We start from the raw sequence: 24,605 nt of genomic DNA, 5'->3' as shown, positions 1-24,605 counted from the left end.
AGGCCTGCGAGAAACATACGGCCTAGGCAGTTCGGGGTCAACCACCCGCATGAACAGCGTTCGGCCCGTATTGCAGATTATTTCATCAACACGGACAACCATGGCGCGACACCCCAGGTGCGCGCCATGAATAATTCGCGGAAGTCGGCAAGACTTCACACGCATTGCGCGGCCAGGCGCTTGCCATGCAAACAATAACGTCGGAAATTTTTGACTATTTGCCGCGCGTGACGCAAATGAAACACCGGGCGGGCGCGCCGGCGGCGGCGCCCCCGCCCGAAAGGCTTACTCGGGCTTGACCCCGGCCTCGTCGATGACCTTGGTCCAGCGCGCCAGTTCGGCCGAAACGCGGGCGCCGGCGTCGGCCGGGGTAGTCCACTCGGCGATGGCGCCCTGATTCAGCAGCGAGGCTTTCACCGCCGGCTTGGCCAGGATCTTCTTGAGCTCGCCGTTCAGACGCTCGATGACCGGCGCCGGCGTGCCGGCCGGCGCGACGATGCCGAACATGGAGCTGACCTCGAAGCCCGGCAGGCCGGCCTCGGCCGCTGTCGGCACGTCCGGCAGCGCCTCGACCCGCTGCGCCGAGGTCACCGCCAGCGCGCGCAGCTTGCCGGCCTTGATGCTGGCCTGCGAAGCCGGCACGGTTTCGATCATGCTGAGCACCTGGCCGCCCATCAGGTCGGTCATGGCCGGGCCGCTGCCCTTGTACGGCACGTGCAGGATATCCACGCCCGCGGTGCGCTTGAACATCTCGCCGGCCAGGTGCTGCGGCGAACCGTTGCCGGCGGAAGCCATGGTGACGTAGCCCGGGCGCGACTTGGCCAGCGCGATCAGCTGCTTCAGGTCGTTGGCCTGCACCGACGGGTTGACCACGAACACCAGCGGCACGGTGCCGACGATGGCCACCGGCGCGAAGCTCTTTTCCACGTCATACGTGACCCGGCCGCGGTACAGCGCGGCGTTGATCGAGTGGCTGGTGAGCGCGCCCATCAGCAGCGTGTAGCCGTCGGGCTGCGCCTTGGCGACCTGGTCGGCGCCGATATTGCCGGCGGCGCCGGCGCGGTTCTCGACGATCACCGACTGGCCCAGCGCGCCCGTCAGCTCCTGCGCCAGCACGCGGCCGATCACGTCGGTGGCGCCCCCGGGCGGGTACGGCACGATCAGGCGGATCGGTTTGTCGGGATAGGCGTCGGCGGCCAGGGCCGGCGTCGCCACGCCGGTACACAAGGCCAACAAGGAAAGCAGCAGGGCGCGGCGGGGCCGCAGACGCAGGTCTGACATGTAGGTCTCCTGCCGGGATGAGTATAGGAATGGAACGGACGCCCGGCTCGTCAACGGCGCCAGTGTAGGAGCCGAATCTTGATTGATGAATCAGAATTTTTCTATCGACTGATCTTTTTTCAAGATCAATAAAATTTCCCGTACAAAAGGCTTGCGGGCTTTTCCCAAGGGTGGATATGATCCCCGCCTTGGATTATCAATAATATTATCGGGAACAAAAATGACGAACGAGACCAAGGGCGGCGAGCCCGGCAAGGGCCCCTTCGACAGCGACGGCGCCCGCAGCACCGGCGTGGCGCGCGGCCTCACCAACTACGGCGACACCGGCTTTTCGCTGTTCCTGCGCAAGGCCTTCATCAAGGGCGCCGGCCTGTCCGACGACGCGCTGGCCCGTCCCATCATCGGCATCGTCAATACCGGCAGCAGCTACAACCCGTGCCACGGCAACGCGCCGCAACTGATCGAGGCGGTCAAGCGCGGCGTGATGCTGGCCGGCGGCCTGCCGATGGACTTTCCCACCATCTCGGTGCACGAGAGCTTCTCGCAGCCCACCAGCATGTACCTGCGCAACCTCATGTCGATGGACACCGAGGAAATGATCCGCGCCCAACCGATGGACGCGGTGGTACTGATCGGCGGCTGCGACAAGACCGTGCCGGCGCAGTTGATGGGCGCCTCCTCGGCCGGCGTGCCCGCGATCCAACTGGTGACCGGCTCGATGCTGACCGGCTCGCACCGCGGCGAACGGGTCGGCGCCTGCACCGACTGCCGCCGCTATTGGGGCCGCTACCGCGCCGAGGAAATCGACGCGGCCGAAATCGCCGCCGTCAACAACCAGTTGGTGGCCAGCGTCGGCACCTGTTCGGTGATGGGCACCGCCAGCACCATGGCCTGCCTGACCGAGGCGATGGGCATGATGGTGGCCGGCGGCGCCTCCGCCCCGGCCGTCACCGCCGACCGCGTGCGGGTGGCCGAGCGCACTGGCGCCACCGCCGTCGCCATGGCGGCCGCGCGCCTGACGCCCGACCGCATCATCACCGGCAAGTCCATCGAAAACGCGCTGCGCGTGCTGCTGGCCATCGGCGGCTCGACCAACGGCATCGTGCACCTGACCGCCATCGCCGGCCGCCTGGGCATCGACATCGACCTGGCCGGGCTCGACCGCATGAGCCGCGAGACCCCGGTGCTGGTGGATCTGAAGCCCTCGGGCCAGCACTACATGGAAGACTTCCACCACGCCGGCGGCATGCCGGCGCTGCTGCGCGAGCTGCGCCCGCTGCTGCACCTGGACGCGCTGACGGTGTCGGGCCGCACCCTGGGCGAGGAACTGGACGACGCCCCCGCGCCGTTCACCCAGGACGTGATCCGCAGCGTCGCCGCGCCCATCTACCCGGTGGGCGGCCTGGCCGTGCTGCGCGGCAACCTGGCGCCCGGCGGCGCCATCATCAAGCAGTCGGCCGCCAACCCCAGGCTGATGGAGCACGAAGGCCGCGCGGTGGTGTTCGAGGACGCCGAGGACATGGCCCGCCGCATCGACGACGAGGCGCTGGACGTGACCGCCGACGACGTGCTGGTGCTCAAGCGCATCGGCCCGACCGGCGCGCCCGGCATGCCCGAGGCCGGCTACATGCCGATCCCCAGGAAGCTGGCGCGCGCCGGCGTCAAGGACATGGTGCGCATCTCCGACGGCCGCATGAGCGGCACGGCGGCCGGCACCATCGTGCTGCACGTCACGCCCGAGGCCGCGATTGGCGGGCCGCTCGCCTACGTGCAAAATGGCGACCGCATCCGCCTGTCGGTGGCGCGGCGCGAGATCGCCCTGCTGGTCGACGACGCCGAGCTGGCGCGCCGCATAGCGGCCGGCCCGGTCGAACGCCCGGCGGCCGAGCGCGGCTACCGCAAGCTGTTCCTGCAGACGGTGACGCAGGCCGACCAGGGGGTGGACTTCGACTTCCTGCGCGCCAGCGCCACCCGCGACACCGTGCCCAAGCAATAACGCCCTTGCCTTCGCCCATGAACGCCATCCCCCCCGCCGCCCTCGAACCGCAAGCGCCCGACGCCCTGGCGGCGGCGGTGGCCGCGCTGGAAGAAGACATCGTTTTCGGCCGGCTGCATCCGCGCGAGCGGCTGACCGAAGACGAGCTGATGGCGCGCTTCGACATGAAGCGCCATGCGGTGCGCCAGGTGCTGGTGGAGCTGGAGCTGCTGGGGGTGGTCGAGCGCAAGCGCAACGTCGGCGCGGTGGTGCGGGCTTTTACGGCGCGCGAGGTGATGGAACTGTACGCGCTGCGCGAAGTGCTGGAGGTGCACGCCGCCAGTCTGATGCCGCTGCCGGTGCCGCCGGCGCGGCTGGCGGCCTTGACCGCGGTGCAACGCGAGCATGACGCCGCGGTGGCCGACGGCGATGCGCGCCGCGTGTTCCGCAGCAACCAGCGCTTTCACCGCGAATTGTTCGGACTGCTCGACAACGCGGTGCTGGGCCAGGCCATCGAGGAATATGCGCGCCGCACCCACCCGATCCGCTTCGGCTCGCTGGCCGCCGCCCATTACCGCGAGCGCGCCCGCCAGGAGCACTGGGCCATGATCCACGCCCTACGCGACGGCGACCGCGCCGCGCTGATGACGCTCTGCCGCGAGCACCTGCTGCCCTCGCGCGACGCCTATCTGGCGTCGGAACAGGCGCGCCGCGGCGGCTGAGCGCCGCCCCCGCGCCCGCCGGAAAATTCAACGCGCCTGCTCGGCAAGGTATTGCCGCAGCGTCGCCACCAGCGCCGCGGCCGCCGGCGGCAGGCTGCGGTTGCGCGCCGTCACCAGGCCGATCGAGCGTTCGGCCACCGGGCCGCTCAGCGGCCGCTGCACGATGCCGTTCTGCGCCACCGCGCCGGCCGCGATCTCGGGCAGCGCCGCCACGCCGAATCCGCACTCCACCATGGCCACGATGGTGGTCAGATGCTCGGCCTCGAAGGCCGGCGTGAAGCGGATGCGGTTCTGCAGGAAGGCCCATTCGGTGTATTGGCGCACGCTGCTGGGATGCACCATCGACACATGCGCCGCGCCGGCCGTATCGGCCCAGCGCAACGGCCCCTTGGCGCGCGCCAGCGGGTGACCTTCGGGGATCAGCAGCAGGAAGCTGTCGGACATCAGCGGCTGGTAATGCAGATCGGCGTGCTGCGGGTCGGCGGCGGTCAGGGCAAAGTCCACGTCGCCCGCGCGCACCAGGTCGAAGGCCGGCCCCGACAGCGTATCGCGCACTTTGAGCGCGACCTGCGGATGCGCCTGGCGATAGGCCATCAGCACGCGCGGCAGGAGCCGCGCGGCCAGCGACGGCAGCGCCGCCACCGACACCTGGCCGTGCTCGGCGCTGGCGATGCCGCTGACGGCGGCGATGGCTTCGCGGAACGCCACCTGCAGGGCCGCCGCCTGCTGCATGAAGACCTCGCCCGCCGCCGTCAAGCGCACCGTGCGGGTGGTGCGGTCGAACAACCGCACGCCGAGCGCGTCCTCGATGCGCTGCATCTGCGTCGACAAGGCCGACTGCGACAGGTGCAACTGCGCCGCCGCCTGGCGGAAGTTGAGGGTGCGCCCCAGCACCAGCGTGGTGTCGATATCGCGCATCGAGAGATTGATCTGCATGCCGCCGGACGCCTGTTTCATTGATCCGAATTGTCGATCATTCTATCCAAAAAATCTGATTCATCAATCAAACAAGCTTCTCTACACTCGGCGCCCAATACAGACACAGCCGCAGACGCAACCGCGGTTTCAGAACAAGGAGCAAACCATGCAGACGGACGCAAAGGCCCTGCCCAACCCGGGCGCGGCGCATGCGGTGGTGGTGGGCGGCGGCACCATGGGCGCCGACGTGGCGGTGGTGCTGACACGCGCCGCCTGCCGCACGACGGTGATCGAGCCGGACGCGGCGCGCGCGGCCGCGCTGCCGGCGCGGGTGGCCGACAACCTCAAGACCATCGGCCGCGAGGCGCTGGTGTCGCAACTGGCCACGGCCGCCAGCCTGGACCAGGTGGACTGGGCCAGCGTCGACCTGGTGATCGAGTGCGTGCCGGAGCGGCTGGACATCAAGCAGGCGCTGTTCGCCGAGCTGGTGCGGCGCGCCCGGCCCGACGCGATCCTGGCGAGCAACAGTTCCAGCTTCCCGATCAGCGCCATCGGCCAGGGGCTAGCCACGCGCGAGCGCATGCTGGGCCTGCACTTCTTCATGCCGGCGCACCTGGTGCCGCTGGTCGAGGTGGTGATGGCCGAGCGCAGCGACGAGGCCCGCGCCGATGCGCTGATCGCCTTCATGCGCCGCTGCGGCAGCGTGCCGGTCAAGGTGCGCCAGGACCTGCCGGGCTTTCTCGCCAACCGCCTGCAGCATGCGCTGTCGCGCGAGGCGTTCAACCTGATCGACCGCGGCATCGCCTCGCCGGAGGACGTGGACGCGGCGGTGCGCTTCGGCTTCGGCTTCCGCTTCCTGGCGGCCGGCCCGGTGATGCAGCGCGACCACGCCGGCATCGACGTGCACGCGGCGGCCGGCGCGACCATGTACCCGACCTTCTGCAATGACGACCATCCGGCGCGCTGCCTGACCGAGCGCGCCGCCGACGGCCGCCACGGCATGAAGGCCGGCGAAGGCTTCTACGCCTGGACGCCCGAGACCATCGCCGCCGAGCGCGCCCGCTATGACCGTCTGCTGCGCGCGGGCCTGGACCTGATCGCGCCCGAACTGCCGGAGATCCAGCCATGAACGCCGCGCAATATCCCCGCCCGGCCCTGGCCGAATCGCCCGTCATCGTGACGGTGGCGCCCAACGGCGCCTACAAGAAGGCCGCCGACCATCCGGCCGTGCCGCTCACGCCCGAGGCGCTGGCGCGGGAGGCCCGCGCCTGCCTGGACGCGGGCGCGGCGATGATGCACATGCATGTGCGCAAGCCGGACGGCGGCCACCTGCTGGACGCGCAGGCCTACCGCGAGGCGCTGGCGGCGGTGCAACGGGCGGTGGGCGACGAGCTGCTGGTGCAGGTGACCAGCGAGGCGGCCGGCGTGTACAAGGCGGCCGAACAGATGGCGCTGGTGCGCGAATTGCAGCCCGAGGCGGTGTCGATCGGGCTACGCGAGATCGCGGTGCCGGAGATTTCCGAGGGCGAGCTGGCGGCCTTCCTGGCCTGGCTGGCCGAGCGCCGCATCATGACGCAGATCATTCTGTACGACGCGGACGATGTGCGGCGCTGGCTGTCGTTGCGGGCGCGCGGGCTGGTGCCGCCGGGCGCGTGGTCGGTGCTGTTCGTGCTGGGACGCTACAGCGTGGGGCAGACGTCTTCGGCCTATGATTTGCTGCCGTTTTTGGCGGCGTATGACCACTCGCTGCCGTGGGCGGTGTGCGCGTTCGGGGCGCAGGAAAATGCCTGCGTGACGACGGCGGCGGCGTTCGGCGGGCATATGCGGGTGGGATTCGAGAACAATCTGAAGCTGCGCGATGGGCGGGTGGCGGCGGGCAATGCCGAACTGGTGCGCCAGGCGGTGGAAGGGGCGCGCGCGTTGGGGCGCCCGCTCGCGGATGCCGCCCAGGCGCGGCGGATTTACGGAGCGATCGCCTAAAGCGCGGCGAGGCCGGCGCCGCAGCACCCGCCTCGCGCCATTTGCCGGCGCCGCCTCAAGCGCGCTCGATGCGCGCCGGCAGCCCCTGCCGCACCGCCGCGCCCGAGACCCAGTCGATCCAGACGTTGGCATGCGCGCCGCGCGTCGCATCGCCGAATCCCAGATCGTTCAGGTTCACGCCCGCGGCCAGCGCCGGATCGTGCGGCATCGGTTTGCCGTCGATCACGTGGGCGCGCGCGCCCAGCTCGGTATGGCCATAGCCGTGCTCGATGCCGACCGCGCCCGGCTGGATGCCGTCGCGCAGCAAGGCCAGGCCGGTCACCGCGCCGCCCGGGGTGACGATGCGCACCGGATCGCCGTTGCGCAACCCCAGCCGCTCGCCGTCCTGCCGGTTGATTGCCACCGGATTGTGCGGATGCACCTGGCGCAGCCGGTCCACGCCGATCGACATCGAGCTCATCAGGTTGGACTTGAACGAAGTCAGCAGGAACGGCCAGTCCGCGCGCGGATATTGCTCGCGCACGTCGCGCCCGTCGGCCAGCCGCGCCGGATACCAGGTGGGGCAGCCGCTGTAGCGTTCGCCCGTCATGGCATGGCGGAAACCCGCCAGCTCCTCGCTCCACACCTGCAAGGGCTTGGCCCAGGCCTGGCGGGTCTGGCCGGCCTCGGTCCAGGCGTCGCGCATGCGGTCAAAGCGCCCGCCGCGGCTCATCACCATGGCCACGCGGCGCCATTCATCGGGCTTGAGCTTGCCTTGCAGCACGTCGCGGTAGCGCGCCACGCCGGTCAGCGCCAGGTCGTCATCGCTGGCCTCGGGCACCGGCCGCCCGGCGCCGAAGGCGATGTTGGCGATGCCGCGCAGGAAGAAGTCCTCGGCCGTGTCCAGCGGGTAGCGGTTGCCGTCCGCGTCGGCGATGGCGTTGGCGCCGAAGCCCGGCATGCCGATGCGCTTGGCGCACGCGATCAGGAACGACTCCAGGCACACCGGCGCGCCGTCGGCACTGCGCGCCACGCGCGGCTCGACCGCCGGCCAGCGCACCGTGGACGCCTTGGCCACCACGTCGGCCCACGGCGCCGACACGCCCCAGCTTTCGTAGGTCACGGTGTCGGGCACGATGTAATCGGCCAGCGCATTGGTCTCGTTGATGAACGGATTGATCGATACCGACAGCGGCAGGATCTTCGGGTCCTTCAGCTTGTCCAACAGCACGTTCTTGAATCCGGCAATGCCGTAGACCGGGTTGCTCATGTGGTTGAACCAGACCTTGGCGCGGTACGGATAGCCCGCCAGCGCCGAGGCCAGCATTTCGGAGCTCAGCCCGCCGGTGGCCGGATACCAGGGCGCGGCGGCCGGATAGACCGGTTGGCCGGCCGCCTGCTTGCGCTTGAACTCGTTCGATTTCTCGTACGGGAAGCGGTTGCGCGACAGGGCCACGCCCTTGGGCGTGGCGCGGTTGGCGAAGCCCGCGATGTTGTAGCGCGGCCCGGCGCCATAGGGCGGGAACGGCCCGGCGTCCAGCACCAGGCCGCCTTCGACGTTCAGGTTGCCCACCAGCGTGTTGAGCATGGCGATGGCATAAGCGGTGTAGAAACCCGCGCCGCTCATGGTGCCGCCATGCGCATCGGCCACCGCGCGCTTGCCGTGGCTGGTGAAACGCCCGGCCAGCTCGGCGATCTTGGCCGCCGGCACGCCGCACAGCGCGGCATATTCGTCCAGCGACTTGCGCCGCGCCTGGTCGCGCAGCAGCGCCAGCGCGCTGCGCACCCGCAGCGCGGCAGGCGCGCCCGCCAGGCCCGGCGCGGCCACCGTCTCGTCGACGAACAGCGTGGCGGGCGCGGCGACCGTATGCGGCGCCAGCGTGCCGTCCGCCAGCCGCACCACATACACGTCTTCCCATTTTTCGCCGGCATCGGCGGGCCTGGCCCAGCCCAGGTCGGCGCCGCGCAGGAAGCTGCCCTGGCGCGGGTGCCCGGGTTCGGCGATCACCAGATGCGTGGCATTGGTCCACGCCGCCTCGCCCGCCGCCTGCATGGCCGCCGGGCCGGGCTGCGCCAGCGCGCGCGCATCGAAACGCTCATGATCGAGAATCCAGCGGATCAAGCCCATTGTCAGCGCCAGGTCGCTGGCGGGGTTGACCGGCACCCACTCGTTGCCCGAGCCGGCCGACAGGCTGGACGACGCCGGCAGCACGGGTGACACCACCACATAGGTGAAGCCCTTGTCTTCGGGCCGGGTGCGGGCCTCGGCCAGTTGGCGCGCCTGGCGCTGGAACGGGTTGCCCGCCTGCGCCGGCGCCGCGCCGATGAACAGGCCGAAGCGGGCGTTATCCCAATCGGGCTTGCCATGCGGCATGCCCTTCAGATCGCCCAGCGCCGCGCCCGCGCCGACGCGGAAGCTCTGCCCGCAGTACGAGCCGTGGTTGCTAACGTTGACGGTGCCGAACGACTGGCCGGCAAAGCGCTGGATCAACGGCGTGCGGCCTTCGTTGGAGGCATCGGTGAACAGGAACTGGTTGACCTTGGCGCCGTACTCCGGGTTGGCCGGATCCAGCGGCGTGTCGCGGTCGAAAATCGCCCGCAGGCCGTCCACGTGGCCTTCGCCGAACAGGTCGCCGCCCTCGCACACCTCCTGCACCAGTTGCTCGAAGGAAATCGTCTGCCACTTGCCCTCGCCACGGCCGCCGACACGCTTGAGCGGTTGCAGCACACGGTACGGGCTGTGCATCTGCTCCAGCATGGCCGAACCGCGCGCACAGGAGGTGGCGCGGCCTTCCAGGCCGTTGTCGCCGCCCAGTTGCGCGTAGGTCTCGCGCACCGGCGTGTCCATCGCCGCCGGCCGCGTGGTCGCCAGCGGGTGGTAGGGATTGCCGGCCACCCGCAGGATGCGGTTGGCCTTGGTATCGACGCGCAGCCGCACGCCGCATTGGGTCCAGCAGCCCAGGCAACTGGAGGGGCTGACGGTCTGGCCCGGCTGGGTCGACAACAGGCCGCTGACCGGATCGATGCGGAATTCCGGCGTCAGCGAATTGCCGCGCACGGCGTGTGCGGTGGGCACGCCGGCCGTGCCTTGCGCCAGGCCCTTGACGGCCTTGCCGACGGTCTCGCCGTAGCCGGCCGCGAACGCGGCCAGGCCGCCGGCAACCACGCCACCGCGCGCGATCAGCCTGCGGCGCGCGGCGTTGTCGGGTTGGTCGGGCCCGTCGGCGTTGGCGTCGGGCGTGTCGTCTTGATGTAGCTTGTCCATGGTCTTCTCGATGCGGATTCGTGTCGGGCCGGCGGCATCAGGCCGCCTGGCCGCGGGTGCGGGCCGGGAACAGTTCCAGCGCGCCGGTCACGGCGGCGACCAGCGCGGCGCACAGGCCCAATACGCCGATCATGCCAAGCAGGCCGTCGCTGCCCCAGGGCATGTCGTACAGGTACAGGCCGGCGCCATACTTGGGCACGCCCTGCACGCTCATGAACACCACCCAGCGGAAGATCCAGGCGGCCGCCAGCATGGTCAGCGCCAGCGCGGCCGAGGGCAGCGGCGCGGCCAGGGTGCGCGGCGCGCGCTGCAACAGCGCGATCATGCAGAACGCGGTGGCCACGGCGCCGGCCAGGCTGACGCGCCACACCGGGAACTCGCCGAACAGACGCAACGCCGCGCTAAAGGAAGCATCCTCGCCCAGCAATCCCAACAGAACCCAGGCGCCCGCGCCGATCGCCATCATCACCACCGCCGTCACGCTCAGGCGGCGCAGCAGCTCGACCGGCAAGGCCTTCAGCCCGCCGGGCAGCCAGCGGCCCACCAGGAACATGGCCCCCAGCGCGCCCAGCCAGGCCGTCAACGCGAAATTCAGCGGCAGGAACGGCGTATGCCACAACGGGCGGGCGCGCAGCACCATCACTTCGGCGCCGGTATAGACCAGGATCGACACGGCCGACAGCGCCAACGCCAGCGCCAGCAGGCGCACCCACAGCATGCGCCCCCACCACCAGGCGGCGCAGAACAGGACCGCCAGCCCGGTGAAGACCGGCAACAGCAGCGCCCCCAGCCACATCCACGACCACGGCGTCAGCCGGGTATAGAAGTGCCAGAAGCGGCCGGGCTGGTGCAGGTCGGCCAGCAGCGACACGGGCGCGGCGATGGCGCACACCAGCAGCACGGTCACGGCCGCCGGCAACAGCCGGCGCGCCGGCGAGCCGGCCTCGCCAAAGGCGACGCCGGCGGCCGTCAGCGCCGCGGTGGCGGCGATGCCGATAAGAAAGAAGTACTGCACCGCCCAGGGCAGCCAGGCGGCGTCGTAGACCGGGGTCAGCAATTCGGTGATCTGCATGAAAGTCCCCTGCTCAGTGGCTGCCGGCCAGGCGCACGCCGGCCTGGCCGTCGATGTGGTGCACGAAGGCGTCAGGCAGGCCGATGTAATAGACGTGGGGATCGGTCTTCATCTCGGGCTTGAGCACCTTGATGTCGGCGCGATGCTCGGCCATCAGCCGCGAAATGGCGCTGTCGGGATCGTTCAGGTCGCCGATGATGCGGGCGCCGCCCACGCAGCTTTCGACACAGGCCGGCAGCAGGCCGGCTTCGAGCCGGTGCTCGCAGAAGGTGCACTTGTCGGCGGTCTGGGTGTCGTGGTTGATGAAACGGGCGTCGTAAGGACAGGCCTGCACGCAATAGCCGCAGCCGACGCAACGTTCGTTATCGACCAGCACGATGCCGTCCTCGCGCTGGAACGTGGCCTGCACCGGGCAGACCGGCACACAGGGCGGGTTGTCGCAGTGGTTGCACAGGCGCGGCAGCATCACCATGGCACAGGGGCCGCCACGGTCGGGCTGGACCTCGTATTGCAGCACGGTGGTGCGGAACTGGCCGACGGGCGGCAGATTTTCGAGCGAACAACTGACCGTACAGGACTGGCAGCCGATGCATTTGCGCAGGTCGACCAGCATGCCGTAGCGCTTGCCGGGGATGCCGGGACGGCGGGGAGGTTGCTGGTTGATGCCGGTGCCGGCTTCGGCACGGATGGGGATGATGGTGGCCGCGGCGCTCAGGCCGAGCAGGTTCTTCAGGAAACCGCGTTTGCCCGGGAGAGGGACTTCGGGTGGGGGGTGAGGCACAGACTTCTCCGCGAATTATGTCGTTGTGCCATTAACTTATCGCTTTTAGTTATATAGAGAGTTGATGCCGATCAATGGGGGACGGGGTTATTTCAGACTTTTCTTATTCCCCTTCCGCGCAGGCTTGCAGATATTCCCGATCCACATGCAGAAACGCGACCAGCAGCGCCGCGACCGCCGGGTAGTAGCGGAAGGCCAGGGTGTCCACGGCGTCCATCCGCGCCTGCCATTGCTCGACCCAGGGCATCAGCGCGGCATCCAGATAGGCCTCCTGCTGCGCCGCGCAGGCCGCGACATCGCCCACCCGGCCGCAGTCCCGGCTCCATTGCGCCAGCACCCCGAGGATGACGGCAAGGTGGTCTTCCGGCTCCTTGAAGCGTTCATCGAGCCGCCACGGGCTGGACGCGAGGAACGCGCGCATCGCCCGCGCCGGCGCGCCGTACAACGGCCCGCCCCCATCCAGGTAGTGCGAGGCATAGGGAAGCGGGGCCGCCCGCCCTTCCAGCAGGAACAGCGCGGCGAAGTCGGCCGCGTTCTCCAGCGGCGCCTCGGGATGCGCGGCCCACGCCTTGAACACCGCCGCCACGGCCTCGGCCTGCCGGCCCAGGCCCAGCGCCGTGAACACCGCCCACAGGTGATCGGCGCCGCCCTCCTGGCACGATGCCATGGCGGCGGGCGCCATTTCGCCGGCAAAGACGGTGGAGAACCACCCATAAATCTGCGACCGCATCTGGCAGGCCGCGCCCCATTCCGGGTCGAACCGCGCGCTGTTCATCATTGGCTCCATGAAACCTAAAAGGCCCGCACCGGCGTCAATGCCGCGCCAGCACCTTGCCATCGATGTCCACCTCCGTCGGGCCGCCGAACGCGGTCACGGCCGGCGCCGCGCCCTGGTAGGGTTCGATTTCCACCAGGCAGGTATTGGCGCTCGGCCCCTGCGCCAGGTCGGAGGTGCCGATGTCCAGCGTCAGCGTGTTGGGATCGCCGTAGGTATCCAGCGCGCCGATCTCCGGCCCGGTGGGCCCGTACCACGCCCCTTCCTGGATGCGCGCCACCCCGGGCGGGAAATTGGCCGAAAGGAACGCGCCGGCCAGCAACTGGCCACGGTCGTTGAACACCCGCACCAGGTCGCCATGCCTGATACCGCGCCGGCGGGCGTCATCCGGGTTGAGGAAGACCGGCTCGCGCCCCTGGATGGTGTAGGTGGCGCGCCGCGTGGGCGATTCGCACGTTTGCGAGTGCAGGCGGGTATCCGGATGCGCCGACTGCAACCAGAGCGGATACTTGTCCGAGCGCGGGCCGTTGTGGGAACGTTCGGCCTTTTCCATCCAGACCGGGTGCCCCTTGCAATCGCGGTAGCCGAAGCCGGCGATCTTGCGGCTGTAGATCTCGATGAACCCCGACGGCGTGCCCAGCGCGTTGACTTCGGGATCCTCGCGGAAGTCCGCATGGCGCACCCAGGGCTTGCCCTCGGGAAACAGCACGTAGCCCTGCTCCCAGAATTGCGCGAACGGCGGCATGGCGAAGCCCTTGGCGGCATTCTCCTTGCGGCATTCCTCGTACAGTGATTCGACCCACTGCATCTCGTCCATGTTGCGGGTGTATTCCACGGCGCGATCCATGCGCTTGCAGAAGTCCGTCCAGATATCGAAATCCGAGCGCGAGTGATAGAGCGGGTCGACCAGCTTGTGCATGGCGATCACGCCCCGGTTCGAATACGAACCATAGGCATCGATGTCGTTGCGCTCGTAGGGTGTGCAGGCCGGCAGCACGATGTCGGCGAAACGGCAGGTCGCGGTCCAGTTGTAGTCGATGGCCACCACCGTTTCCAGCGCCTGGTAGGCCCGCTTCATGCGATTGCGGTCCTGCTGCCGGTGCCACTGGTTGCAGCCCGAGAAGATTGCCACCTTGTAGGGCGGCAGCTTGACCTTGTGGCCGTTGAAGTTGATTTCCTTGCCCGGCTCCAGCAGCGCGTCGATGACGCGCGAGACCGGCACGACGGCGCTGTATCCCTGGTAGTCGTCGTTCTGGTGGCGCGGCTTGCGGCCGGTGTCCAGGTTCAGCGGAAACGCCCCCGGCATCGAGGCGCCCGAGGCCGACACCCCCACCGAGCTGTAGTGGTGCGAATAACTGATGCCGCCGCCGGGCAGACCGATCTGCCCCAGCATCGCGGCCAGGATCGCCCCCATCCAGTAAGGCTGCTCGCCGTGCTGCTGGCGCTGGATCGACCAGCCGAACATCAGTTGCGTGCGATTGGCCGCCATCAGGCGCGCCAGCTCGCGGATGCGCGGCGCCGGCACGCCGCAGATCGACGCGGCCCATTCCGGCGTGCGTTCGATCTTGTCCTCGGTTTTGCCTTCGACGTAGGCGATGAATTCATCGAAGCCGACCGCGTAGGTCTCGAGGAAGTGGGCGTCGTACAGTTTCTCTTTCCACAAGACGTGGGCGATCCCCAGCATGAAGGCCACGTCCGTCATCGGATTGACGTACTGGTGTTCGCAGTCCAGGTAATTGCGCGTCTTGCTCTTGACCGGATCGACGCAGATCACCGTGATTTCCCGGTTCGCCACCTTCTGCCTGAGCTGCTCGAAGTACGCGTAGGCCTCGTGCGTTTCGGTGTTCCAGCCGACCTGCAGGTTCTTGATGGGATCGCTGGCCCAGAACACCAGCACCCGCGTTTCCTTGAGGATGATGTCCCAGGACGTGCCTTGCGAATACACCTCGGTCGAACCCAGCACATAGGGCAGGATGGTCTGGCCGGCGCCGGTCGAATAGTCGCCCGCCGTGCCGACGCTGTAGCCGTGCATGCCCATGGCGCGCAACATGTGGTTGCCGCAGCTGTGCATCAATCCCACCGAGCGCCAGCCGACGTTGCCCACGTGCAGCGCCCAGGGGCCGTAGTCGCGTTGCACCCGCTCGAACTCGCCGTAGACCAGATCCAGCGCCTCATCCCAGCCGACCCGGATGAAACGGTTGTCGCCGCGCAGCGCATTGCCGGCCGCGCCGCGCTTGCGGTACCAGTCCAACCGCACCATCGGATAGCGCACCCGCGAAGCGCTGTACAGCACGTCCAGCGTGCCGTCGAGAATCGGCGTCGGATGCTTGTCGAACTCGAAGGGCTTGATTTCCACGACGTGGCCGCCCACGACGCGGGCGCGGAATGCGCCCCAGTGCGCGCCGGAGAACCGCCAGCGGCCCGGCCCGGCGGGCGCCTCGGCAAGCGTGGCGGCCCGCAGCACTTGGCCATTGCGCAGCAGCGGCGGCACCACCACGCTACCGAGCGAGGCGGCGACACCGCCCAGGAAACGACGACGCGAGAGCTTCATATCTTTCTCAGTGGGCCAAGGCCACACCGTCCTTTGCAGCGAAATCGGAGGAATGCAGTTGCAGGTATTTCAGGACCAGCTTGGCGGTCTGGTCGTCCATGTTGGTGAAGCCGACCATGCCGCCGAACAGCCCGGGCCATTGGTTGGCGTCGTGCGCGGCCTCGTTCGGCTGGCGGTGGCAGACGCTGCAACTTTGCGAATAGCTTTTCCTGGCCACCACCCAGATCGGCTCGACGTCGTCCACCAGCCCGCCGCCGCGCAGCCAGACCGTCGCGGCGATCTTCTGCCATTGCAGGCCGGTGACGTCGTCGATGCGGCTTTCGATCACGTGAACCACGCCCTCGTCGCGCGACACGTCCTTGCTCAGCACGGCGCTGGTGATGTTCAAGCCGAAGCGGCCGTACAGCACACGGGCATAGCCCTTGTTCTTTCTCCAGAGCTGCAATTCGACCTGCACCGCGTCGTTTTTCTTCTGCAGCACCTTCACGCCGGTGGCGATCTCGATGGCGCCGATTTCCCGGCTCAAGGCTTCGTCCGCGTAGATCGGCTGGGGCATCACGCTGTAGTAGTCGCGGCCCGCGTCGATGGCCGCGCCGCGGGCCTCAGCCGTGAGCGCCGCCAGCGCCGGATTGCCTTGCGACTTGACCTCGGGCAGCCGGTGCGCGATGCCCTTGTGGCAATCGACGCAACTGGCATTGCGATCGGCCGCGCCATGCATGGTGGTTTGCGAGGTCACGCGCATCTTGTCGAAGTCCATGCTGGCGTAATCATGGCAATTGCGGCATTCCTTGGAGTTGTTGGCCTTGAACCGGGCCCACTCGCGCGTGGCCAGCACGATGCGGTGTTCCTGGAACTTCTCGGGCGTGCCGATCGTGCCCAGCAGGTGCCCCAGCACTTCGCGCGAGGCCTGCATCTTGCGCGCGACCTTGGACGTGAAGTCATGCGGCACGTGACAATCCGGACAGTGGGCGCGCACCCCGGAGCGGTTTTTCCAGTGCACGGTCTGCTGCAACTCCGGCAGCACGGTATCGCGCATCGAGTGGCAGGAAATACAGAAGGCCTCGCTGTTGGTGGCGTTCATGCCGGTGTTGAACAGCGCCAGGAACGTGACGCCGCCCAGGAACCCGCCGATGACCAGCACGCCCAGGCCGATGCGGGTGGCGGGGCGCAGCAACAGCGCGCCTGCCCATCGGATTGCGCAGGCGACGATCTTGAAGGGATTTTTCATGCCGGCGGCCCCCAGAACAGGATCTGCCCGAACCAGACGATGAATCCGTACACGCAGATCATCAGGAACGCCACGGCGGGACACGCCACAAAGGCCAGCGACAGGAACTTCGCCCACTCGGCCCCACCACCACTACTGCTGCTGTGCTTGGGTTTGCTTTTCACGGAAATACAACGAATTGGATAAGGATGACGCTTCGAACCGCGCCGCGGCAAGCCGCGAAACCGTGGTCCCCGAGAGGGCCCCAGGCGGTTCGATGCCTTTTCATGATCGGCGCGCGAACCCGGCTCGCAGGTTGATATCTATCAAACGCCGACCGCGGCGCGCGCCTTGGCGTCGATTACTCAGACCGATCCGAAGACATGGGCACGCCGCGCGCGCAAACCGCGGCGGGGAGGCGGCCATCGGCGCGGTAAAGACGCGGCGACGCGCGCGCAAAGGTGAATCAGTCCGACATAAATCAAAATGCGCCGCCGCCGCGCAACAGCCCGCCCCGGATTCATTACTATCCCACTCCGTTATCGGCTTCGCGCCGCCCTTGATGCAGCGGGGATTGTTGTCATGAGTATCCGGAAGGGCACCGACCATGCTTGAGGCGGAAGGGCTCACCTGCTCGAAAGGCACCCGCCTGCTGTTCGAAGCGGTATCGTTCCAACTGCACGCGGGGCAACTGCTGCGCGTGGCCGCGCCGAACGGCCAGGGCAAGACCAGCCTGCTGCGCATCCTGTGCGGCCTGGCGCGCGCCGACAGCGGCACGGTACGCTGGCGCGGCGTCGACATCCACCGCCTGGGGCCGGCCTTCCGCCAGCACCTGCTTTACCTGGGCCATGCCGATGCGCTCGCCGATTCCCTCACCCCGCTCGAAAACCTGCGCTTCCTGTGCCAGGCCCAGGCCGACGCCGTGACCCTGGCCACCTGTCGCGAGGCACTCGGCCGGATGAACCTGGCGGCCATGCGCGATCTGCCCGTGCGCGTGCTGTCGCGCGGCCAGCGGCGCCGTGTGATGCTGGCGCGGCTGTCGCTGCGGCCGGCGCGGCCGCTCTGGATCCTGGATGAACCCTTCAACCTGCTCGACGCGGCCACGGTGGCGGCGCTGACGCGGACGCTGGCCAGCCATTGCGACCACGGCGGGCTGGTCATCCTCACCACGCACCAGGAGGTTGCCTTCGACCGCCCGGTGCGCACCCTCGATCTCGGCCCGGACTCGCCATGACACGCCAGGCCAGCCCCTTCTTCGCCGTCCTGCGGCGCGACCTGCTGTTGCTGGGCCGCGGCCGCGCCGACGTCATCGTCTCGCTGCTTTTCTTCGTGCTGGTCGCCTGCCTGTTTCCGCTGGGCGTGGGTACCGATGCGCCGCTCTTGCGCACGCTGGCTCCGGGCGTCCTGTGGGTCGCGGCGCTGCTCGCCGCCCTGCTGTCGCAGCACCGGCTGTTCGCCCAGGACCACGCCGACGGCACGCTCGAACAGTTGCTGCTGTCGCCCGGCGCCGCGTCGCTCTGGGTGCTGGCCAAGATCACCGCCCACTGGATCGGAACCGGTCTGCCTTTGGTGGCCGTGGCGCCCCTGATGGGCCTGCTGTTTGACCTGGGTCAGTGTTCGCGCCTGACCCTGTCGCTATCTTTCGCGCTCGGAACGCCGGTACTGGCCCTGGTGGGCGCGATCGGCGCCGCGCTGGCCCTCGGGGTGCGCGGCGGCGGCGTGCTGCAGGCCCTGTTGCTGCTGCCCTGGTTCGTGCCGGTGCTGGTCTTCGGCGCGGGCTCCGTGGCCTCCTGCGACAGCGGCCAGCCGCCGACGACCCCGTTTCTGCTGCTTGGCGGCGCGCTGCTGGCGGCGCTGGCGTTGGCCCCGCCCGCCTGTGTCCTGGCGCTGCGCTTCGCCGTCGACGAATGAGGATGCCTGCCATGCCGCCTGCCCCGCCCCCCGCGCGCCGCGCCGCCCGCCTGCTGCGCTTCGCCGCGCCGCAAGTCTTCTATCCCTTGGCCGGCCGGCTGATTCCCTGGTGCGCGGCGTTCGCCATCGTGCTGGGCGCCTGCGGCCTGGCGATCGGCTTTTTCGTGGCGCCCACCGACGCCACCCAGGGCGAGGTCTACCGCATCATTTTCATCCACGTCGCCGCCGCCTGGATGTCGCTGTTCATCTATCTGCTGATGGCGTTCTGGTCCGCGCTCGGCCTGATCCTGCGCACGCGCCTGTCATTCATCATGGCGCGCGCGCTGGCGCCCACCGGCGCGCTGTTCTGCTTCGTCGCGCTCTGGAGCGGCGCGTTGTGGGGCCGGCCCACCTGGGGCGCCTATTGGGTCTGGGACGCGCGGCTGACCTCGCAACTGCTGCTGGGGTTCCTGTATCTGGGCTACCTGGCGTTGACCGCCCTGACCGTCGATCCCCAGCGCGGCGACCGCGCCGGAGCGCTGGTGGCGCTGGTGGGCGCCGTCAACGTGCCCATCATCTATTTCTCGGTGACGTGGTGGAGCACGCTGCACCAGGGCGCGTCGGTCAGCCTGACCCGCGCGCCGTCGATGGCGGCGACCATGCTGGCCGCCATGTTGCTGATGGCGCTGGCGGCCTGGGCCTATACCGCCGCCGTCGCGCTGGCGCGCGCGCGCGTGCTGGTGCTGGAGCGGGAATGGCCGGCCGGCTGGGTGCGCGACCTGGCCCGCGGCGCGGCGGCGTCCCGCAAGGAGCAGGCATGATGCATTGGGAATCCTGGGCGGCGTTCTGGCACATGGGCGGCCGCGCCGGCTTCGTCTGGGGCAGCTATGGCGCGCTGGCCCTGCTGGTGCTGGCCGAATGCCGGGCGCTGGCGCGACGGCGGCGCCGCACGCTGCGACGCCTGGGCGCGCTCGATCGGGCCGCCCCGGCGGCCACGGCGCGGGGAGGCTCGGCATGAAGAGCGCGCGCCGCCGGCGCCTGCTGCTGCTGCTCTGTGCCTTCGCGTTGCTGTGCGCGGCGGCGGCCCTGATCCTGACGGCCATGCGCCAGAACCTGGTGTTCTTCCACACGCCCAGCGAGATCGCGGCGGGCCAGGCGCCGCGCCACCGGCTGCTGCGCATCGGCGGAATGGTGCGGACCGGATCGCTGCAACGCCAGGCGGACGGGCTGGGCGTGCGCTTCATCGTCACCGACACCGTCCATGACGTGGCGGTGGTGTACCACGGCGCCCTGCCCGACCTGTTCCGCGAAGGCACGGGCGTGGTGGCGCAGGGCACGCTGGATGCCGGCGGCGTGTTCACCGCGACCAGCGTGCTCGCCAAGCACGACGAGAACTACACCCCGATCGAGGCCCGCGAGGCCATCGACCGCGCCCACGAAGCCGGCAGGACGGTACAACCATGATTGCCGAGGTGGGCCACTTTTCCCTGATGCTCGGTTTCGCCCTGGCGCTGGTGCAGGCGGTGGTGCCGCTGTATGGCGCCTGGCGCGGCCGCGCGGCGCTGATGGCGGTCGGCCGCAGCGCCGCGCGCGGGCAACTGCTGTTCGTGCTGCTGTCCTATGCCTGCCTGCACTTGCTGTTCATCGCCAATGACTTCTCCGTGCGGTTGGTGGCGGACAACAGCCACAGCCGCACGCCGCTGATCTACCGGATCACCGCGGTCTGGGGCAACCACGAAGGCTCCATGCTGCTGTGGATCGTCTCGCTGTCGCTGTGGACGGCGGCGGTGACGCGCTGGCGCGGCGGGCTGCCCGCAGCCTTCATGGCGCGGGTCCTGGGCGTGCTGGGCGCGGTCAGCGCGGGGTTCACGGCCTTCACGCTGCTGACCTCCAACCCCTTCACCCGCTTGCTGCCCGCGGCGCGCGAGGGCCGCGACCTCAACCCGCTGTTGCAGGACCCCGGCATGATCATCCACCCGCCCTTGTTGTACCTGGGCTACGTGGGTTTCAGCATCGCCTTCGCCTTCGCCATCGCGGCCCTGCTCACCGGCCGTTTCGATGCCGCCTGGGCACGCTGGTCCCGGCCCTGGACCGTGGCCGCCTGGGTGCTGCTCACCGCCGGGATCGCGGTGGGCTCGAGCTGGGCCTATTACGAGCTGGGCTGGGGCGGCTGGTGGTTCTGGGATCCGGTCGAGAACGCCTCGTTCATGCCGTGGCTGCTGGGCACGGCGCTGATCCATTCGCTGGCCGTGACGGAAAAGCGCGGCGCGTTCCGCGGCTGGACCGTGCTGCTGGCGATCGGCACCTTCTCGCTGTCGCTGCTGGGTACGTTCCTGGTGCGCTCCGGCGTGGTGACCTCGGTGCATGCCTTTGCCACCGACCCGGCGCGCGGCCTGTTCATCCTGTGCCTGCTGGTGGCGGTGGTGGGCATCTCGCTGCTGCTATATGCCTGGCGCGCCCCGCGCTTGCAAGGCGGCGGCAGCTTCCAACTGGTGTCGCGCGATGCCGCCTTGCTGGCCAACAACGCGCTGCTGTCCGTGGCCTGCGCGGCGGTGCTGCTGGGCACCCTGTACCCGCTGTTGCTCGACGCCCTGGGCCTGGGCAAGATTTCGGTGGGTCCCCCCTACTTCGACACCACTTTCGTGCCGTTGATGACGCCGGTGCTCGTGCTGCTGGTGCCCGGCGCCGTGGCGCGCTGGAAAGGCGACACCTGGCAACGGCTGGCGCGGCGCCTGGGGCCTGCCGTTCTGGCCAGCGCGGTGTCGGGCCCGGCGCTGGGCTACGGGCTCGGGCACTTCACCTGGCGCACCTGCCTGGGCCTGTCGCTGGCGGCCTGGATCGCGCTGGGCAGCGTACAACTGCTGGGCGAGCGCGTGCGCGGCGGCGGCCTCGCCGTCCGGCTGCGCGGCATTCCCGCCGGCTGGTGGGGCATGTGGCTGGCTCATCTGGGCCTGGGTGTGTTCATCGTCGGCGTCACCATGGTCAACAGCTTCGAGTCCAATCTGGACGTGCGCATGCTGCCCGGCCAGACAGCCCATCTGGCCGGCTACACCTTCACCTTCGGCGGCGTGCAACAGGTCGCCGGCCCCAACTGGGTCGCCGCGCGCGCCACCCTCGATGTCGCCCGCGACGGCCGGCATGTCGCCACCCTGCGCCCCGAGACCCGTCGCTACGTGGCGCAAGCGATGCCGATGACGCAGTCCGCCATCGACGTCGGGCCCTTTCGCGACCTCTACACCGCGCTGGGCGAAGCCCTGCCCGACGGCAGCTGGATCGTGAACGTGTTCCACAAGCCGTTCATCAGTTGGATCTGGGCCGGCTGCGGGCTGATGATCCTGGGCGGCCTGGCCGCCGCCGGCGACCGCCGCTATCGCAAACCGGCCGGCGGGCGCGACGCGGTGCCCCAGGCGCGCGCCGCGCAGGGCGGACGGCCATGAAGCTGCGCGCCCTGGTGCCCTTGCTGCTGTTCCTCGGCCTGGCGGCCATGCTCGCCGTCGGCCTGGGACGGGATCCGCGCGAGTTGCCCTCCCCCCTGGTGCGCCAGCCCGCGCCGCCGTTCACGCTGGCAAGGCTGGACGCGCCCGGCCGCCAATTCGGGCTGGACGACATGCGCGGCCAGGTCTGGCTGTTCAATGTCTGGGCAAGCTGGTGCGTCGCCTGCCGCGCCGAACACCCCGTGCTGCTGCGCGCCGCCCGCGAGGGCCGGATCGCCATCGTCGGAATGGACTACAAGGACGACGCCGGCGCCGCCCAGGCATGGCTGGCGCGCCTGGGCGATCCCTACACGGTCACGGTGGTCGACCCGGGCGGCCGGCTCGGCATCGATTACGGCGTCTACGGCGTGCCCGAGACCTTCCTCATCGATGCCCGTGGCGTCATCCGCTACAAACACATCGGCCCAGTGACGCAGGACGTGCTCGACAACATCCTGATGCCGCGCGCGCGGGAGGCGCTGAATGAACCTTGAGATCCCCTGCAAGCCCCGCCCCACGGCGGGCCGCAACGCCTTGGCCGGCGGCTTGCGCCACGCCTGCCGCGGCGTCGCGCTGGCGCTGGCCATCGCGGCCCGGGCCGGGGCCGGCGAGGCTCCCGCCGCCGCGCCCGACCCCGCCCTGCAAGCGCAGGTCCAGGCCTTCACGCGCGACCTGCGCTGCCTGGTGTGTCAGAACGAGTCCCTGGCGGACTCGCGCGCGCCGTTGGCGCAGGACCTGCGCGACGAAGTGCGCCGCCTGTTCGCCTCGGGCCGGAACGAGGCCCAGGTGCGCCAGTTCCTGGTGTCGCGTTACGGCGACTATGTACTCTACCGGCCCCCGCTACAGGCCCGCACCGCGCTGCTGTGGCTCGGGCCCGGGTTGCTGCTCGCCGGCGCCATGGGCGGGCTGCTGTGGCGTCTGCGGCGCCATGCGCGCGCGCCGGAGCCGCCCTTGCCGGCCTCGGCCGCGGCCGCCGCTCGCGCCTTGCTGGCCACGCCCCCGCCGCACGCCGGCCCGTTGCCGCCTGGCGAGGAGCGCGCCCCATGACCCTGTTCTGGCTTCTCGCGGCCGGCATGGTCGCCGTGGCCCTGCTGTTCGTGCTGCCGCCGCTGCTGGCGCCGGACGCCCAAGACCGTCACGATGGCCCGCCCCAGGCCCAGGCGGCGCTGACGGTGCTGCGCGAGCAATGGGCCCAATTGCAGGCCGACCGCGACCACGGGCGCCTGGCCCCGGCGCAGTATGCCGCGGCCTGCGCCGAGATCGAACGGCGCGCGCTGCGCGAAGCGCGCTGCGCGCCCGACACCCTCGATACCCGCGCCGCGCCGCGCTGGGCACTGGCCGTGGCGCTGGGCCTGAGCGGGGTCAGCCTTGGCCTGTATGCCGCGCTTGGCACGCCAGCGGCCCTTGGCCCCGGCGCCACCGTCCCGGACGCGGCGATCGCCGCCAGCGCCGGCCACGACGCCGGCGAGCCCATGGCCGAACGGCTGGCCGGCCTGATCCAGCGCCTGCAAACCGAGCCGCCAGACCCGGCCGGCTGGACGACACTGGCCCACACATACACGACGCTGGGCGATTTTGCCGGCGGCGCGGCGGCCTGGGCCCGCATCGGCGCCCGTGCGCCCCAAGACCCCGAGGTGCTGGGAGAGTGGGCCGACCTGTTGGCGACCGCGGCCGACGGTGATTTTTCCGGCGAACCCGACCGCTTGATCGGCCGGCTGCTGGCGCTCGCGCCCGATGACGTGAAAGGCCTGGCCCTGGCTGGCACCAGCGCCTTTTCCCGGGGTGACTACCGCGTGGCCGTGGATTACTGGGAGCGCCTGCTGCCCCTGGTCGACCCCGATGGCCCCGTCCATGAGCAGATCGAGGCCGGCCTGGCGCAGGCCCGGCAGGCGCTGGATTCCGCCGGGCCTGCGGCCGCCGGCCCGGCGCCGGCGGCGGGCTCCCTCCCCCCCGGGCCCGGCGCGGCCGACGGGCGCCCACCGCCTTGATGCCGCGGCTCGCGGCCCGCGTGCGCCAGCGCGCGGACCCTCCGGCCGCGCCCGCCCGGCCTGATTTTCGCGGCCGCCGCCCGGCCGCCGCCGGCCGGTCGCGCGCCCGATCAGGCCGGTGCGGTCAAGGCCTCGCGCCAGACGGCCAGCTTTTTCTCGAATGACGCGGCCGCGTGGGCCGGACTGGTCGAAGGCAGATCGACATACTGCAAGGACCGCTGCGGCAGGCGCGGCAGGACGTGGCGGCGGTAGAGGCTGGCCGCCTTGGCGCCGTTGAAGCAGACGCGCACCAGGCGCGGATGGGCCGCGAAAAAGGCAATGAAATCATTGGGCACCAGAGCGTCGACGCGGATGTCCGCATCGAGGCTGCCCGGGCGTTCGCAGGCCCACAACACGTCCCACAGCGCCACGCCCCCATCTTGCAGGGCTTGCAGGCGCCGCGCGTAATCGGCGGCGGGGTCGAAGCCGAGCACCTGGGCGGCGATGGGCCAGAAGGCGTTGCGGGGATGGGCGTAATAGCGCGCCTGCCGCAGCGAGGCAACGCCGGGCATGGAGCCCAGCACCAGGATGCGGGCGTCGCGGGCTGCGACCGGGGCAAAACCCTGAACCCGGGTCGATGGCCCGGCCCCGGTGGAATCGGCTTGGGGTTGCATGGCGCAAGGTTGCATGGCGCAAGCATACCCCGGCTGCACCAAGCGCACGCGCCGCGGGCAATGTCCTATTCCTGGAACAGTGCTTATCAATGGCG

At 69.8% G+C, this 24,605-nt stretch carries 23 protein-coding genes; 13 read left to right on the top strand and 10 right to left on the bottom strand.

Translation table 11 applies throughout. The annotated features are described in order from the left end of the window. Positions 1 to 285: 285 nt before the first annotated feature. Entirely contained in the window at positions 286 to 1,281 is a 996-nt protein-coding gene (locus ACN6O8_RS10540; protein WP_427991000.1) for a Bug family tripartite tricarboxylate transporter substrate binding protein, read from the bottom strand. A gap of 220 nt (positions 1,282 to 1,501) precedes the next feature. Between ACN6O8_RS10540 and ACN6O8_RS10535 the strand changes: the two genes are divergently transcribed. Continuing rightward, the gene (locus tag ACN6O8_RS10535; RefSeq protein ID WP_427990999.1) at positions 1,502 to 3,277 is read left to right on the top strand and encodes an IlvD/Edd family dehydratase; all 1,776 of its coding nucleotides are present in this window, start codon (positions 1,502 to 1,504) and stop codon (positions 3,275 to 3,277) included. 17 nt (positions 3,278 to 3,294) lie between these two features. Next, a complete protein-coding gene (locus ACN6O8_RS10530; RefSeq protein ID WP_427990998.1) occupies positions 3,295 to 3,978 on the top strand; it encodes a GntR family transcriptional regulator in 684 nt (227 codons plus the stop codon). Between the two features lie 27 nt (positions 3,979 to 4,005). Here the strand turns inward: ACN6O8_RS10530 and ACN6O8_RS10525 are convergent, their stop codons facing one another. Continuing rightward, positions 4,006 to 4,914 carry a LysR substrate-binding domain-containing protein gene (locus ACN6O8_RS10525; RefSeq protein ID WP_427990997.1) on the bottom strand — a complete coding sequence of 303 codons (909 nt, stop codon included), beginning with the start codon at positions 4,912 to 4,914 and terminating at the stop codon, positions 4,006 to 4,008. A gap of 148 nt (positions 4,915 to 5,062) precedes the next feature. On the opposite strand from ACN6O8_RS10525, the gene ACN6O8_RS10520 reads away from it, so the two are divergent. Then, entirely contained in the window at positions 5,063 to 6,025 is a 963-nt protein-coding gene (locus ACN6O8_RS10520; RefSeq protein WP_427990996.1) for a 3-hydroxyacyl-CoA dehydrogenase family protein, read from the top strand. Further along, positions 6,022 to 6,876, top strand: a complete 855-nt coding sequence (locus ACN6O8_RS10515; protein WP_427990995.1) for a 3-keto-5-aminohexanoate cleavage protein — start codon at positions 6,022 to 6,024, stop codon at positions 6,874 to 6,876. Before ACN6O8_RS10520 ends, ACN6O8_RS10515 begins: the two co-directional genes overlap by 4 nt. 55 nt (positions 6,877 to 6,931) lie before the next feature. On the opposite strand, the gene ACN6O8_RS10510 is transcribed toward ACN6O8_RS10515, so the two are convergent. The 7 genes from ACN6O8_RS10510 to ACN6O8_RS10480 form a co-directional block, all read right to left on the bottom strand. After that, complete coding sequence (locus ACN6O8_RS10510; protein WP_427990994.1) at positions 6,932 to 10,120, bottom strand: tetrathionate reductase subunit A; 3,189 nt, start codon at positions 10,118 to 10,120, stop codon at positions 6,932 to 6,934. Between the two features lie 37 nt (positions 10,121 to 10,157). After that, entirely contained in the window at positions 10,158 to 11,192 is a 1,035-nt protein-coding gene (nrfD, locus tag ACN6O8_RS10505; protein WP_427990993.1) for an NrfD/PsrC family molybdoenzyme membrane anchor subunit, read from the bottom strand. A gap of 13 nt (positions 11,193 to 11,205) precedes the next feature. After that, the gene (dsrO, locus tag ACN6O8_RS10500; RefSeq protein WP_427990992.1) at positions 11,206 to 11,973 is read right to left on the bottom strand and encodes a sulfate reduction electron transfer complex DsrMKJOP subunit DsrO; all 768 of its coding nucleotides are present in this window, start codon (positions 11,971 to 11,973) and stop codon (positions 11,206 to 11,208) included. 103 nt (positions 11,974 to 12,076) lie between these two features. Beyond that, positions 12,077 to 12,751, bottom strand: a complete 675-nt coding sequence (gene torD / locus ACN6O8_RS10495) for a molecular chaperone TorD (protein WP_427990991.1) — start codon at positions 12,749 to 12,751, stop codon at positions 12,077 to 12,079. A gap of 34 nt (positions 12,752 to 12,785) precedes the next feature. Further along, positions 12,786 to 15,299, bottom strand: coding sequence for a trimethylamine-N-oxide reductase TorA (gene torA / locus ACN6O8_RS10490; RefSeq protein WP_427990990.1), 2,514 nt, complete (start codon positions 15,297 to 15,299; stop codon positions 12,786 to 12,788). A 7-nt stretch (positions 15,300 to 15,306) separates the two neighbouring features. Continuing rightward, on the bottom strand, positions 15,307 to 16,527 hold the full coding sequence (gene torC, locus ACN6O8_RS10485; RefSeq protein WP_427990989.1) for a pentaheme c-type cytochrome TorC: 1,221 nt from the start codon (positions 16,525 to 16,527) through the stop codon (positions 15,307 to 15,309). Beyond that, positions 16,524 to 16,691 (bottom strand): periplasmic nitrate reductase, NapE protein, encoded by a 168-nt coding sequence (locus tag ACN6O8_RS10480; RefSeq protein ID WP_427990988.1) that lies wholly within the window; start codon positions 16,689 to 16,691, stop codon positions 16,524 to 16,526. The genes torC and ACN6O8_RS10480 overlap by 4 nt, the downstream gene beginning before the upstream one ends. Positions 16,692 to 17,113: 422 nt before the next feature. On the opposite strand from ACN6O8_RS10480, the gene ccmA reads away from it, so the two are divergent. Genes ccmA through ccmI form a run of 9 tightly spaced genes read left to right on the top strand, consistent with a single transcriptional unit; the run spans position 17,114 to position 23,857 of the window. Further along, entirely contained in the window at positions 17,114 to 17,740 is a 627-nt protein-coding gene (gene ccmA / locus ACN6O8_RS10475; protein WP_427990987.1) for a cytochrome c biogenesis heme-transporting ATPase CcmA, read from the top strand. Continuing rightward, entirely contained in the window at positions 17,737 to 18,417 is a 681-nt protein-coding gene (ccmB, locus tag ACN6O8_RS10470) for a heme exporter protein CcmB (protein ID WP_427990986.1), read from the top strand. Before ccmA ends, ccmB begins: the two co-directional genes overlap by 4 nt. 11 nt (positions 18,418 to 18,428) lie before the next feature. Next, complete coding sequence (ccmC, locus tag ACN6O8_RS10465) at positions 18,429 to 19,217, top strand: heme ABC transporter permease CcmC (protein ID WP_427990985.1); 789 nt, start codon at positions 18,429 to 18,431, stop codon at positions 19,215 to 19,217. Then, complete coding sequence (gene ccmD / locus ACN6O8_RS10460; protein ID WP_427990984.1) at positions 19,214 to 19,414, top strand: heme exporter protein CcmD; 201 nt, start codon at positions 19,214 to 19,216, stop codon at positions 19,412 to 19,414. The genes ccmC and ccmD overlap by 4 nt, the downstream gene beginning before the upstream one ends. Further along, a complete protein-coding gene (ccmE, locus tag ACN6O8_RS10455; RefSeq protein WP_427990983.1) occupies positions 19,411 to 19,860 on the top strand; it encodes a cytochrome c maturation protein CcmE in 450 nt (149 codons plus the stop codon). Before ccmD ends, ccmE begins: the two co-directional genes overlap by 4 nt. Next, positions 19,857 to 21,833 (top strand): heme lyase CcmF/NrfE family subunit, encoded by a 1,977-nt coding sequence (locus ACN6O8_RS10450; RefSeq protein WP_427990982.1) that lies wholly within the window; start codon positions 19,857 to 19,859, stop codon positions 21,831 to 21,833. Before ccmE ends, ACN6O8_RS10450 begins: the two co-directional genes overlap by 4 nt. Further along, positions 21,830 to 22,363, top strand: a complete 534-nt coding sequence (locus ACN6O8_RS10445; protein WP_427990981.1) for a DsbE family thiol:disulfide interchange protein — start codon at positions 21,830 to 21,832, stop codon at positions 22,361 to 22,363. Before ACN6O8_RS10450 ends, ACN6O8_RS10445 begins: the two co-directional genes overlap by 4 nt. Next, positions 22,353 to 22,916: a cytochrome c-type biogenesis protein gene (locus ACN6O8_RS10440; protein ID WP_427990980.1), complete on the top strand. Its 564-nt coding sequence runs from the start codon at positions 22,353 to 22,355 to the stop codon at positions 22,914 to 22,916. Before ACN6O8_RS10445 ends, ACN6O8_RS10440 begins: the two co-directional genes overlap by 11 nt. Then, on the top strand, positions 22,913 to 23,857 hold the full coding sequence (gene ccmI / locus ACN6O8_RS10435; RefSeq protein WP_427990979.1) for a c-type cytochrome biogenesis protein CcmI: 945 nt from the start codon (positions 22,913 to 22,915) through the stop codon (positions 23,855 to 23,857). Before ACN6O8_RS10440 ends, ccmI begins: the two co-directional genes overlap by 4 nt. 110 nt (positions 23,858 to 23,967) lie before the next feature. Here ccmI and ACN6O8_RS10430 read toward each other — a convergent pair whose 3' ends face one another. After that, positions 23,968 to 24,510, bottom strand: coding sequence for a DNA-deoxyinosine glycosylase (locus ACN6O8_RS10430; RefSeq protein ID WP_427990978.1), 543 nt, complete (start codon positions 24,508 to 24,510; stop codon positions 23,968 to 23,970). Positions 24,511 to 24,605: the final 95 nt, after the last annotated feature.

Source organism: Achromobacter sp., assembly GCF_050285565.1.
Lineage (GTDB): Bacteria > Pseudomonadota > Gammaproteobacteria > Burkholderiales > Burkholderiaceae_B > Achromobacter.
Note: the sequence above shows the minus strand (reverse complement) of the source record. Positions and strands in the feature narration are given on the sequence as shown.

Coding starts and splice junctions, on each gene's coding strand:
- ACN6O8_RS10540 (WP_427991000.1), bottom strand. CDS start 1,281: ATGTCAGACCTGCGTCTGCGGCCCCGCCGCGCCCTGCTGCTTTCCTTG.
- ACN6O8_RS10535 (WP_427990999.1), top strand. CDS start 1,502: ATGACGAACGAGACCAAGGGCGGCGAGCCCGGCAAGGGCCCCTTCGAC.
- ACN6O8_RS10530 (WP_427990998.1), top strand. CDS start 3,295: ATGAACGCCATCCCCCCCGCCGCCCTCGAACCGCAAGCGCCCGACGCC.
- ACN6O8_RS10525 (WP_427990997.1), bottom strand. CDS start 4,914: ATGCAGATCAATCTCTCGATGCGCGATATCGACACCACGCTGGTGCTG.
- ACN6O8_RS10520 (WP_427990996.1), top strand. CDS start 5,063: ATGCAGACGGACGCAAAGGCCCTGCCCAACCCGGGCGCGGCGCATGCG.
- ACN6O8_RS10515 (WP_427990995.1), top strand. CDS start 6,022: ATGAACGCCGCGCAATATCCCCGCCCGGCCCTGGCCGAATCGCCCGTC.
- ACN6O8_RS10510 (WP_427990994.1), bottom strand. CDS start 10,120: ATGGACAAGCTACATCAAGACGACACGCCCGACGCCAACGCCGACGGG.
- nrfD (WP_427990993.1), bottom strand. CDS start 11,192: ATGCAGATCACCGAATTGCTGACCCCGGTCTACGACGCCGCCTGGCTG.
- torD (WP_427990991.1), bottom strand. CDS start 12,751: ATGATGAACAGCGCGCGGTTCGACCCGGAATGGGGCGCGGCCTGCCAG.
- torA (WP_427990990.1), bottom strand. CDS start 15,299: ATGAAGCTCTCGCGTCGTCGTTTCCTGGGCGGTGTCGCCGCCTCGCTC.
- torC (WP_427990989.1), bottom strand. CDS start 16,527: ATGAAAAATCCCTTCAAGATCGTCGCCTGCGCAATCCGATGGGCAGGC.
- ccmA (WP_427990987.1), top strand. CDS start 17,114: ATGCTTGAGGCGGAAGGGCTCACCTGCTCGAAAGGCACCCGCCTGCTG.
- ccmB (WP_427990986.1), top strand. CDS start 17,737: ATGACACGCCAGGCCAGCCCCTTCTTCGCCGTCCTGCGGCGCGACCTG.
- ccmC (WP_427990985.1), top strand. CDS start 18,429: ATGCCGCCTGCCCCGCCCCCCGCGCGCCGCGCCGCCCGCCTGCTGCGC.
- ccmD (WP_427990984.1), top strand. CDS start 19,214: ATGATGCATTGGGAATCCTGGGCGGCGTTCTGGCACATGGGCGGCCGC.
- ccmE (WP_427990983.1), top strand. CDS start 19,411: ATGAAGAGCGCGCGCCGCCGGCGCCTGCTGCTGCTGCTCTGTGCCTTC.
- ACN6O8_RS10450 (WP_427990982.1), top strand. CDS start 19,857: ATGATTGCCGAGGTGGGCCACTTTTCCCTGATGCTCGGTTTCGCCCTG.
- ACN6O8_RS10445 (WP_427990981.1), top strand. CDS start 21,830: ATGAAGCTGCGCGCCCTGGTGCCCTTGCTGCTGTTCCTCGGCCTGGCG.
- ACN6O8_RS10440 (WP_427990980.1), top strand. CDS start 22,353: ATGAACCTTGAGATCCCCTGCAAGCCCCGCCCCACGGCGGGCCGCAAC.
- ccmI (WP_427990979.1), top strand. CDS start 22,913: ATGACCCTGTTCTGGCTTCTCGCGGCCGGCATGGTCGCCGTGGCCCTG.
- ACN6O8_RS10430 (WP_427990978.1), bottom strand. CDS start 24,510: ATGCAACCCCAAGCCGATTCCACCGGGGCCGGGCCATCGACCCGGGTT.